The sequence below is a fragment of the Paenibacillus sp. USDA918EY genome (assembly GCF_009870825.1).
GTDB classification, from domain to species: domain Bacteria; phylum Bacillota; class Bacilli; order Paenibacillales; family Paenibacillaceae; genus Paenibacillus_AQ; species Paenibacillus_AQ albilobatus.
The window spans coordinates 107,434-118,799 of sequence record NZ_WTWY01000008.1 but is presented as its reverse complement, the minus strand read 5'-3'; the positions used below and the strand labels follow the sequence as shown (position 1 = coordinate 118,799).

The following is an 11,366-nucleotide window of genomic DNA, read 5'->3' as shown; positions in this document are numbered from 1 at the left end:
GGTGAGGTCGGAACGGTTCCTTTAATTTTTTATGGATATTATACCAGCGTTCCGGCAAAAAGGGTACGTACAAGTTGCATCGTTTATGTTGGTTTTGTTGTCGGTTGCCATTCTAAAACGGGTTAAAATCCTGAATTTTCTTTTATTTACGCGATTTTCACACCACCCTATTGTATGTACGACTTTGATCAAGTATTCGTTCGTATGTTCCGGTGTTTTTTACGGATTATGCTCTCGAATCTTTGGTCCGGGGCTGCATTCTTGTGAAAAAGCTTTACGGAGTGCTGTCAGAAATGCATGCGACCGCTCGTTAAACCGCTTTAACTTTTACCGCTTAGCGTTCCCTGCGCCAATGAAAGCGGCTGGCTTTAACGTTGGACTCCACGATGCCCCTGAATCGGGTCCGGTCCCGCTCCGTCGCAAAATCATCCTTCGGCACGATCAACGTACGGCTCGTCGACAGCAGAATCAAATATAAATTCCGGGATTCGCGCACCTCATAAATTTCGCTCCAACGGACTTTGCCGGATTCCGAATCGGAAGCATATTGAAACCCCATTTCCGAAAACACGAACGTATGGCGCTGCCTTAACAACTGATCGCTGAAAAATGCTTTCACGGATTTCCGGCGGATGCTCCACCCGTACACGAACCATAAAATGACGCTGAGCAAAAGATCCGACAGAACCGCGATCATAAACTCCATGCCGGTCCGGCTCCCGTCGATCAATAAGACGATGCCGATGACGATCAGGAAAAATACGACGGCGAGCATCAGCCTTGACGATCTTGTAAAAAAGAGATTCAACTCCTCGACATCCTTCAAATCAAGCATGGCTTCAACAACGATTTCATGGTTCAAACGGTCCGCCTCCTTTGGATCCATACATCCTCCCTATGGGTTAAACGACAAAAACAATGGCGAGGTTAGACACGGTCACAAAAAATGATGGCGATATCACAAAAGCCGGGGCAAACCCGCAGCCCGGTTCAAAGGACTGCGAATCTGCCCGCGGTTTCCCGGCGAGCTTAGTGCGGAACCTGGGAACTGAAATCGTCCCGGCTCGATTTGTCCGCATGGTAAAAAAGAATATCGCCGTCTTTTAACGTAAAGCGATGGCCGTAAGCATCCTGAATGCTGCGGTTAAAGCCTTCAAGCTGCCACTGGTTCATCAGCGGGGCATGAATATACTGCAAATAAGGGTGGTTTAGATCCCCTTGCCGAATCGACTCGATGTTGAAGTTCACGATGATATAACCGTTTTTGAGAAAAATGGGGGACTTGCTGTCCAGCCCGCCGTGCGTGCGTCCATATTCGGCCACGTTTGTTCCCGCTTCGACCACAAAGGGCTCGGCCGGCAGCGAGTATTCCCCGTACCATTTTTGCACGGAAACGTTGGCGCGTTCCGGATCGACGGAAGCCGGGATGTTCTCTTTCAGCCTTAAGAACGTCCGGAGCTGTTCCGGTAAAATCATCAGGCTGTAGCTGCCCACAGGCGTTTTTTGTTTCGTAAAGGATTGCATGTAGTTTTGGATGTACTCGTTTTTGCCCATATTTCCGGCTTGTCCGTCATGCCCGTATTTGTAAGCGGCGGTGTCGCTCAGCTCCAAGGTCGGCACGTTCCTGAGACGGTCGTTCAAAATGACGTACCGTTTAACCTGATCCTGCGCGGAGCCGATTTTAACGAAATTGTTTTTGCCGGCGTTGTAATACAGGTCCACCGGGATGCGTGTATCGCCCTTGGCGTTTACGGCTTTGCCGTCTTTTCCGACAAAATAAAAGGCGGGCGTAATCCGGATGCCGTCGAGCGGTCCGAACATGTTGCCTTTTGTTTTGAAATCGAACTTGAAATGGTACCCCGTTTTGACGGATACGTTTTTGTACCCTTGCAGCGGGTGGCTTCCCGGGCGGATGGGCAGGGTATAGATCGCCTTGTTTCCGCGCGGATCGCCGTCGATTTCGTTTTGGCCGACCCAGTAGGATACCCCGGTTGGATTCGCACTGCCGGCTTGGGTACGGAAAACTTTTTCCCAGTTATAATCGGCGATATCGGTCACATGGAAATCATACAGCCTGCCGATCACGTCCACCGGTACGGTATCCGTTGCGGCATGGTGAGCCAAGTTGAGATTGGCCTGCGGTTCGGCCGTAAAATCGGTAGGGGCGTTTTCCGCGATGGCGCGGAACTGGATGTCGTAAAAACCTTCGTCCACCCATACCGGCAAAAAGAACGTCGCCGCCGTTTGCATCACCGGAATCGAAACCCACGTATTTTTCGGGATAAACCGGGATTTGTCGGACGTGTACACGTCAAAAGGAAACTTGACCTGCTTGTCCCGGACGTATTTGGCGTAGTCCCGGTTGCCATAACCCGGAATGTTCAGATGCTGCCCGTTTGTTGGCATGTAAATCGTGAAAGGCCGGTCCAAAATGGTCGCGTTGCGGCCGCCGGCCGGATTCGTTTTTTGGTTATGCGCTTTGTCGTCCGTCGTGGAGGCGTAAATGACGACCGGCGTATGCACCGTCACCGGGTTGATGCCCGGGATCGGGAAGGAGCGGTTCGAGCCCCCGTTGATGCTGCCGTCCATCAGGTTGTAAAAGATTTCGCCGGTGCTGGGCTGGCTGCTTTTGTTCGTTTTCGTTTTGCTGATCACATGTCCCGGACTGTACAAAACGTTGTCGTTGATCATGGTTGGCTCCGGAATCCGGCTAGGCGTCGGGCCGTTTTCTTGGGTGCGCGTGCCGTTCATGATCGCCTGACCTTTAAAAACCAAGGAATCGTTCCGGACCTCCACCTTTTTCACGGCTTGCTCCGCCATTCCCTGAAAAGCGCCCTGCTCGTTCGGTACGCTTGGTTTCGTTTTGCCCCCTGACTTCGTTTCGGAGGGAGCGGTCAGAGTCCCGGGCGGATCCGGCGGGAAGTAGTTGCCGTCCTGGGTGGCCGCGTATACCGGTGGATGATAGCCGGTCGGCTGAATCGTCACCGTATCCCAGGCATAGTTGGTCAGCGTCGCCCGGTCGATGTCATAGACTTCGAGATTGTCGATTTTCCAAAAAGAGTACGGACGCTGGATCGTGTAGGCGTACTCCCTTTCTACGGGTTCGCGCTGCGGGTCGGGCTCTTCATGGGTGCCTTTGCCGTCGGGGTTCGGCACTTTTTTGCCCGGGTCCCATTCCAGGATGTACGTCTTTTTCACCTTCACCTCGAAGGTGCAGACGCCTTTCATCTGGGTGAAGGCATTTTGGTATAGGTATTCCTTCGCTTTCACGTTCCCGTACAAACTTTCGGAGGTTGGAATCCCCTGCAAAACGTCGAACTTTTCGCTCCCTCTGCTGTCGGCCTTAATGACCGCGGATACGTTCGGGTCCATCGTTTGGCCGTTCACCGTTTGGGCGGGAGCAGGTTTGGTGCATGTGGGTCCCGTCGGTGGCGGAGGTTCGCAGGGTTGGCCGGGAGGGCAGCCGTTGTCGGTGCCATCCTTCTTTTTGTAATACATATACAACGTGTATTTTTCGAAGGAACCGTCGTATTGAAAAGAATACGGGTTCCCCGGCGTAATGCTGCCGCTTGGCGCAGCGTCGGTCGTTGATTTTTTAAATCCCACGTATTCATAATCCTGATGCGTAGGCGGCGTAAAGGAATAATCTTTCCCCACCGTCATTTCTTCGTTAATCCTTGGAGTAAAAATGTTAAGCGGGTTCCCGTCGGTGGTGAAGTATTTGACGTTGAGTTGGGTGGCGAGTTCGATTTTGAAGAGCATTGGGACAAAAATCCGGTATGCTTCAACTTCGGGAGCACAGGTCGGGCACTGTTCGTCTTTAATGCTTTTTGGGCGAGTTGCATTAAGGAGCATATTTACTGTAATAGGAATAGTGGTTGTCTCTGTTCCAATACCTTGTTTTTGGAATGGTTTGATGTCAGAATCTAATGTTCCTGTACTAATAGCTGGCTTGTAATCATCATAGCTATCAGATCTCGATTCCTCAAAATAACTTACAGGATCATTAGACGTGTATATGCGCGCCTCTACATTTTTAATCTTCCTATCAGGAAACTGAAATTTATAGGTAAAGGTTGCTTCCCCGCGCATCCCCTTATTAGGTTGTCGTCCCCCATCAGTCCATGTCCCATCAGTTCTTTTCCACATTTCGTAATACATCATTCCGACGAAATACCGAAAGTTTCTTTCCTTGTGGTATTTCAACGGTGTAATATCGGTCGCTGCATGAACTTTTTGCACTTGGAATGGAGGAAAAGGCATCTGAAGAACAAGTAATGCCCCAAACAAAAATATTCTAAAAATTCGCCCAACTTTTCCTCCCATGGACGTTAAATTCCCTTCCATGAGTTAATCATAAGAGGTATATAATCTTGTTTACCACCATAAAAGCCGATATATTCAATGTCCTCTAGCTGTAAAGGTTTTTGGTCTACAATTCCATCCAAAGTTTTATCTGACCGAGAAAAAATTGGATAGAAGCAATACTTTGTCCCATCACCATTATTTATAGTTCTTTCATCTACAGGATATCTGTAGCGTATGTCTTTTTTCTTAGTTAAGTAAAATAGGTTCCCCGCACTTGATGTTGTTTTAGATCTTACCTTGAGATAGGTTACCTTTGTTTTAGTATCAGTGTAGGGCTCAACGCTATAAATATCTCGTAATAACGATGTTGGAAGATCAGTGATTTTAAAAATAAGAACTTTGTCATAGGTAATATCTTCACGCGGACTCTTCAAGAGATAGGGCATTTTTTCAAACCACTTCTTATACGGCCCAATATCCACCGGCTTCAACCCCAGCTCCTCCAACGTCGGGGCCTCCCTCTTCCCAATCCACACCCATCGTCCGATTTTATCCCACTCCACCGGCTGGCCTAATCCTTCACTTACCAGCCGCAGCGGAACGAAGGTCCGGTTTTGCTTCAGCTCGATTTTCGTGCCATAGGTTTTGTCCTGCCCGTCCACTTTGGCGACCATTTGCCCGACCGTCATTTGGACGGTATGTTGTTCGTTTTGGACGGAAACGGTCATCTGGCCGTTTACCTTTTCCCAATCCACCTCGGCGCCCAGCGCTTCGGAAACGAAGCGGATCGGGACCATGACGCTGCCCTGCGCATCCTGATAAGGTTTCGCGTCCGGAAACTGAATCTTTTTGGCGTTTAACAGCACTTCAATATTGCCCGTCGATGAAGCTGCGGCAGTCGCGGAACCGTTCGCAAACAAACCGCCGGATAACAACAAAACTCCTGCCATAAACAATGGCGCCATCTTTTTCACTCTAATACACTCCCTATCAATCACATTTTTGCTTGTCCAACAACCGTCTCCGTTTCGTAATCCTTGGATTGATCTTTTCTTATCCTACGGGACTGCTTGCCCACGTGAATGATCTGGAGCACACCCCCTCAAAATCTATGTATTTGGTCATGCTAGACATGCAACTGTCCGTCCTAAATCATAGGACAACTGCATTATACTACAAGTTCCTTGAAAAATTTGTCATAAAAGATCGAAAACATCGGCAAACATCCTGAATATGGATTATTTTGCAATGGTTTGAACTTGCGAATTTGCTTCTGTCCCATCACATATCGTCCCTGCGCGTGAATATACTTGATTAATAACGGCTTATTCGTTGAACCGAGTATGCGCGTATGGGAGGTGCTGAACAATGCAATCTGACGATCATTCGCTGTTTGTCGTATCCAAGGAGGACTGGTCGCTGCACCGCAAAGGATACCAGGATCAAGTCCGGCATCAGGAAAAAGTGAAGGAAATGATTAAACAGAACCTGCCCGATCTCATTACGGAAGAAAGCATCATTATGTCGGACGGTAAACAGATCATCAAGGTGCCCATCCGGAGTCTGGACGAATACCGTTTTATCTATAACTTCCAAAAGCAGAAGCATGTCGGCCAAGGAGACGGAGACAGCCAGGTTGGAGATGTGCTCGGACGCGATCCGGTGCAAAAGCCCGGCCAGGGCGAAAAGGCGGGAGATCAGCCGGGATACGATATCGTGGAAGCCGAAGTCAGCATGGAGGATCTGGAAAATATGCTGTTCGAGGAATTGGAGCTTCCATTCATGAAACCGAAGGAACAGCAGGATGTGGTGACCGAATCCATCACGTTTAACGACATTCGCAAAAAAGGGATGCAGTCCAACATCGACAAAAAACGAACCATTCTGGAAAATTTGCGCCGCAATGCCACTTCCGGCACGCCGGGCATCCACCATATCAGTCCGGACGACCTGCGGTACAAAACGTGGGAGGAAGTCGTGGTGCCCCATTCCAGCGCCGTCATCATCGCCATGATGGACACTTCAGGTTCTATGGGCTCCTTCGAAAAATATTGCGCGCGCAGCTTCTTTTTCTGGATGACCCGTTTTCTGCGGCGGCAGTACGAAAAGGTGGATATCGTGTTTGTGGCGCATCATACGGAAGCGAAGGAAGTTTCCGAGGAGGACTTTTTCACGAGGGGGGAAAGCGGCGGCACCATCTGCTCGTCCGCGTACCAAAAAGCGCTCGAAATCATCGACCGGCGTTACCCGCCGTCCAAGTACAACATTTATCCGTTCCATTTTTCCGACGGCGACAACCTGACCTCGGACAATGAACGCTGCGTGCGCCTGATCGGCGAGCTGCTGAAAGTCAGCAACATGTTCGGATACGGGGAAGTCAACCAGTACAACCGGAGCAGCACCTTGATGTCGGCCTACCGCAATATTAAACTGGATCAGTTCATGTATTACGTCATCAAGGAAAAAGGCGAGGTTTACCAAGCGCTGCGGACGTTTTTCCGCAAACAGGAAGCCGCGCTGAATTAAGGGATGGGCAGCCGGGCCATCAATCAAAAGACGTTGTCGGTTTGCTTGCAAGCAGCCGAAACAACGTCTTTTTTCTCGTCATATGAAAAAGGTTATTTTTATGCCTACATCCGGTTCGTTAGTGAAACATTTGCGTTAGACCCATTTGTCATAAGCCTTTTGCAGATTTGCGCTTGATACGAGCCCTTTTTGCAAAAGGGAATTCGGGACCAGCCTGTTGTATTTGCGGATCTTCTGATTGATTTCTTCCAGCTTGGCGTCCGCCTCCGCGGCAGTCGGTCCCTGCTCGATGACCCGCTTCATATCCGCGGCGATTTCCTTTCTGAGCTCGATCCAGGGCGGCTGAACGTTGGCGTTTTTCAGGATGGTCGTCAGCATGTCCCCTTCCTCGATTTTGATCGGTTTTCCTTTGCCGGGCAAATCGTCGAAACCGCCGTTTTTGGCGAATTCGTCGACGGCCGACTCGATCATCCCTTCCCGCGTGGACAAGTGTTCATGCTTCTCTTCGGTCATGTGCTGCCGATTTTCCTGAGCCGCTTTCTTTTTACGGTCGTTCCAGTCCAAGACGCGCCACCTCATTTCAAGAAATAGATAGAATGAATTAAAGTTTTTACTTGTCATTCCTTGATCCGCAGGGAATATCCGTTTCAAAGACGTGGCTTACTTTAATTCAATCTATATAGATAAATCTCAAGAAATTAAAAATGAAGCATTTTCAATTTTATTGTAGCACGGGGTGAACGGCAGGCCGCCAACCAACATTTGAAATTTTTTCAAATTCTAAAGCCGGAGAACGGGATTCGAAAAAAATTCCGATCCAATCCAGCGTCTTTATAATTTCTTGATAATCGTTTTCTACAATGGGCCCAACGACATCCATGAAAGGAACGAATCCCTTATGAACAAATCTTTTGCTGTCTCTGGTGCTGCCTTTAGCATCCTGGTGTTACTGCTCACGCTGCTTGCCAATCTGTCGAAAAATACGACTTTGGTTGGCATCAGCCAGCTCGTGCCCATGATTACCGTTATACTGCTGCTCATTGCGCTGCCTGGGCGAAAAGAGGCTTTGAAGCTGCTCGGCATCGCCAAAATCGGCGGGCTGAAGTGGTATGCGGCCGCATTGTTATCCATCGTCCCGATCGCGGTTGGTTTTCTTGCCGCATGGGCATTGGGCATCGCCAATCTGCCTTCCGCCGATTTTCTCGCCAAAGGCACCGCCCATTTTACCGTTCCCCAATATGCTTGGTACGTCACGCTGAACTCCTGGGCGCCGATCATGCTGATCATGATGTTTATCTTTTCCTTCGGGGAAGAGATCGGCTGGCGCGGGTATTTGCAGCCTAGACTTACCAAAGCGTTCGGCATCAAAAAATCGATCCTCATCACCGCAGCGGTGTGGACATGCTTCCATTATCCTTTTTACCTGAACGGGTATAACGAAGACGGGAACGTCTGGATCAACATGTTGCTGTTTTCGGTCATGATCTTCCCTCTGTCTGTGTTCATGGGCTGGGTTCGCTGGCGGAGCCAAAGTGTATGGCCTGCGGTGATCATTCATATGATCATCAATTTGGGGCGCAGCTGGCTGGAACAACTGTTTTTCGAAAAATCCACGGGGTGGTCCTACATCGCCGGAGAAAGCGGGATTGTGACCATCGCGGTTTGGGCCATTGCTGCCTTGTTTATTTGGAAGAAGCTGCTTGTGAAAGCCAAGCCCGTTGAAACGAAAAGCTCCGCGTCCGCTTCCATGTCGCGTCTTCACTAGCTTTACACGAACATACGAGCAAACATCGTTTCTCTTCCCCCTTCGTTCTCCCTGATACTTCTATGCAGCCTTGCATTATTAAATCGCACTCCCGCCGCATACAATGTACTGGAGGATTTTTCAGGGAGAACCGCGCTTAAATTTTCGGGCGCAAAAAAGCCGACTCCGGTTGGAATCGGCTCTATCTAAATTAGGTTTCCAAGTTAAAGAGCTTGCTGAGCGATATTTGAAAATCCTTAAAGATATTCGACCGTACGTCATCCTGCTCTGTATATAGGTTTCTCAACTGGTATAATCCATCCTGCAGCGCATTCACATGAACCGTTCGATTGCCGGGATCGACGATCCAATATTCCTGAACTCCGTATTTCTGATAAAGATTGAACTTCTCATTGAAATCCTTCAGCGCGGTTGAGGGCGACAACACTTCGATAACCATCGTTGGCGCGCCGTGACAGCCGTTTTTGGAAATCCGATCCTTGGAGCAGACCACCGACAGATCCGGCTGCGTCACATGGTCAGGCACATCATAGGAATCGCTCTCACTGAAAAACACGTCGAACGGAGCGACAAAAACATAGCAGCTTTGATTCTGCAAGTGCGTTCGCAGCGCGAAATGCAGCTCCCCTACAACAAACTGGTGAAGGGCTGTCGGAGCCGGGGACATGTTATACGCCTTGCCGTTAATTAGCTCCCATGCCCCCTCCCATGTCAACCAATCTTGATACGTGTGCAGCTTCTTCTCATCCGGATTCGACAATTGGATCTACCTCCTTCGGATTTATTCAACTTCCGCCTATCTATAAGTTCAACACGTTTGATATGTTTAATGCCCCTTCTCAAACCTCTTGTTTTATCATCCGTTGTCGCAACCTCCTTCGATCTCCTTGTGAAAATCGGGTTGCGCGTACCCGAATTATAACACAGATGGCTGCGAATTCTCAGCGCGGCGTCGTTTCCCCTTACACCGGCGAAATCTTTACCAATCTCAACGCTCTCAATCGTCCATCGCGGCATTATTAAATCGCACACCCGCCGCATACAATATACTGGAGGATTTTTCAGGGAGAACACCTCTGGCGCTGATCGCTGCATCCATCCCGAACATGCCCCGCCCGTCATACCAAAACCCGCCCGGCGCTTACGCGCGTTCTTCCGGACACAGGAAGGAGCTACTCATTCATGAGCGATGAAATCAAGCAACTCGAATACGCCATCCGCGAAATCATGGAAATTGCCGACGGCTTTGGCCTGGATTATTATCCGATGCGTTACGAAATCTGTCCGGCGGATATCATTTATACGTTCGGGGCTTACGGCATGCCGACCCGTTTCTCGCACTGGAGCTTCGGAAAAACGTTTCATAAAATGAAAATGCAATACGACTTCGGGCTCAGCAAAATTTACGAGCTGGTCATCAACTCCAACCCGTGTTACGCGTTTCTGCTCGACGGCAACTCCCTGATCCAAAACAAGCTGATCGTCGCGCATGTCCTCGCCCACTGCGATTTTTTCAAAAACAATTTCCGTTTCTCCGCCTCCAACCGAAACATGGTCGAAAGCATGTCGGCCACGGCCGAACGGATCAGCCGCTATGAAATGGAACATGGCACGGAAGCCGTCGAAAACTTCATCGACGCCGTTCTGAGCATTCAGGAGCATGTCGATCCGCAGCTGATCAAACCGCAGCATTTCGATAAACAGCAATACATGGAGTATAAAATAAAGGAGCAAAAGGAAGCCGCCAAACAGGAGCCGAAAACAGGCGAATACGACGATCTGTGGAGCCTGGACGATCCCAAAACGAAAGAAAAAGGCGAGTCCGCCCCGCGCCGTTTCCCGCCGGAGCCCGAGAAGGACATGATGTGGTTTATCCAGGAATTTTCCGAAGTGCTCGAGGATTGGCAGCGGGACATCATGAGCATGCTGCGCGAGGAAATGCTGTATTTCTGGCCGCAGATGGAAACGAAAATCATGAACGAAGGCTGGGCTTCCTATTGGCATCAGCGCATCATCCGGGAGCTGGACCTGACAAGCGAGGAAACGATCGAATTCGCCAAGCTCAACGCCTCCGTCGTGCAGCCGTCGCGAAACAGCCTGAATCCTTATTACCTTGGACTGAAAATTTTCGAGGACATCGAGCGGCGCTGGGATCACCCGACCAAAGAAGAGCAGGAGCTGATGGGACGCAAACCCGGCCAAGGACGCGAAAAAATATTTGAGGTGCGCGAGTTCGATTCCGATACTTCGTTTATCCGCAACTATTTGACGAAAGAATTGACCGAGGATTTGGACTTGTACGTGTTCGAGAAAAAAGGCCCGGAATGGAAAATCACCGACAAGGCTTGGGAGCGCGTCCGGGACCAGCTGGTCGTCTCCAGAGTGAACGGGGGCAACCCGTATCTGGTCGTATCCGACGGCGATTATATGCGCAACGGGGAAATGGTCATCCGGCACGAGTACGAAGGAACCGAACTGGACCTGAAATACATGGAGCGGACGATGCCTTACGTGTACCAGTTGTGGGGACGCACGGTGCATCTCGAAACGGTGATCGAGGACAAAAAAGTGATGTTTTCGTACGACGGCAAAAAGCTGCATCGCAAGTTTGTGTGATGCTTTGATAGGTAATCCCCCGCAAGTAAATCAAGTGAATCGCTAAGTCTGCCGACTTTAAGCATGGACTCCTCTAATGCCGATAAAAAATGGAGGCAAAGCTGCCGGGCATGAAACGCCCCGCCTTTGCGCTCCATTTTTTGTTTGTATT

Annotated in this window: 8 protein-coding genes; 3 read left to right on the top strand and 5 right to left on the bottom strand. The window is 49.7% G+C overall.

Annotation, left to right across the window (positions count from 1 at the left end; translation table 11 throughout):
* Positions 1–334 precede the first annotated feature (334 nt).
* The 3 genes from GQY55_RS17630 to GQY55_RS17620 form a co-directional block, all read right to left on the bottom strand.
* On the bottom strand, positions 335–886 hold the full coding sequence (locus GQY55_RS17630; RefSeq protein ID WP_160043185.1) for a YcxB family protein: 552 nt from the start codon (positions 884–886) through the stop codon (positions 335–337).
* A 143-nt stretch (positions 887–1,029) separates the two neighbouring features.
* Entirely contained in the window at positions 1,030–4,263 is a 3,234-nt protein-coding gene (locus GQY55_RS17625; protein WP_201452184.1) for a DUF5704 domain-containing protein, read from the bottom strand.
* 68 nt (positions 4,264–4,331) lie between these two features.
* On the bottom strand, positions 4,332–5,288 hold the full coding sequence (locus GQY55_RS17620; RefSeq protein WP_373309233.1) for a copper amine oxidase N-terminal domain-containing protein: 957 nt from the start codon (positions 5,286–5,288) through the stop codon (positions 4,332–4,334).
* A gap of 388 nt (positions 5,289–5,676) precedes the next feature.
* Here GQY55_RS17620 and yhbH point away from each other — a divergent pair, with 388 nt between their 5' ends.
* Positions 5,677–6,834 carry a sporulation protein YhbH gene (gene yhbH / locus GQY55_RS17615; RefSeq protein ID WP_160043183.1) on the top strand — a complete coding sequence of 386 codons (1,158 nt, stop codon included), beginning with the start codon at positions 5,677–5,679 and terminating at the stop codon, positions 6,832–6,834.
* A 135-nt stretch (positions 6,835–6,969) separates the two neighbouring features.
* Here the strand turns inward: yhbH and GQY55_RS17610 are convergent, their stop codons facing one another.
* The gene (locus GQY55_RS17610; protein WP_236575686.1) at positions 6,970–7,413 is read right to left on the bottom strand and encodes a J-domain-containing protein; all 444 of its coding nucleotides are present in this window, start codon (positions 7,411–7,413) and stop codon (positions 6,970–6,972) included.
* Positions 7,414–7,777: 364 nt separating this feature from the next.
* On the opposite strand from GQY55_RS17610, the gene GQY55_RS17605 reads away from it, so the two are divergent.
* On the top strand, positions 7,778–8,599 hold the full coding sequence (locus GQY55_RS17605; RefSeq protein ID WP_236575685.1) for a CPBP family intramembrane glutamic endopeptidase: 822 nt from the start codon (positions 7,778–7,780) through the stop codon (positions 8,597–8,599).
* A 190-nt stretch (positions 8,600–8,789) separates the two neighbouring features.
* On the opposite strand, the gene GQY55_RS17600 is transcribed toward GQY55_RS17605, so the two are convergent.
* Positions 8,790–9,359: a Uma2 family endonuclease gene (locus GQY55_RS17600; protein ID WP_160043180.1), complete on the bottom strand. Its 570-nt coding sequence runs from the start codon at positions 9,357–9,359 to the stop codon at positions 8,790–8,792.
* 422 nt (positions 9,360–9,781) lie between these two features.
* Here GQY55_RS17600 and GQY55_RS17595 point away from each other — a divergent pair, with 422 nt between their 5' ends.
* Complete coding sequence (locus GQY55_RS17595; RefSeq protein WP_160043179.1) at positions 9,782–11,215, top strand: SpoVR family protein; 1,434 nt, start codon at positions 9,782–9,784, stop codon at positions 11,213–11,215.
* The last annotated feature ends 151 nt before the right edge of the window (positions 11,216–11,366 follow it).

Bases quoted from the DNA above. Each gene is read 5' to 3' on its own strand.
- GQY55_RS17630 (WP_160043185.1), bottom strand. From the start codon at position 886: ATGGATCCAAAGGAGGCGGACCGTTTGAACCATGAAATCGTTGTTGAA.
- GQY55_RS17625 (WP_201452184.1), bottom strand. From the start codon at position 4,263: ATGCCTTTTCCTCCATTCCAAGTGCAAAAAGTTCATGCAGCGACCGAT.
- yhbH (WP_160043183.1), top strand. From the start codon at position 5,677: ATGCAATCTGACGATCATTCGCTGTTTGTCGTATCCAAGGAGGACTGG.
- GQY55_RS17610 (WP_236575686.1), bottom strand. From the start codon at position 7,413: ATGAGGTGGCGCGTCTTGGACTGGAACGACCGTAAAAAGAAAGCGGCT.
- GQY55_RS17595 (WP_160043179.1), top strand. From the start codon at position 9,782: ATGAGCGATGAAATCAAGCAACTCGAATACGCCATCCGCGAAATCATG.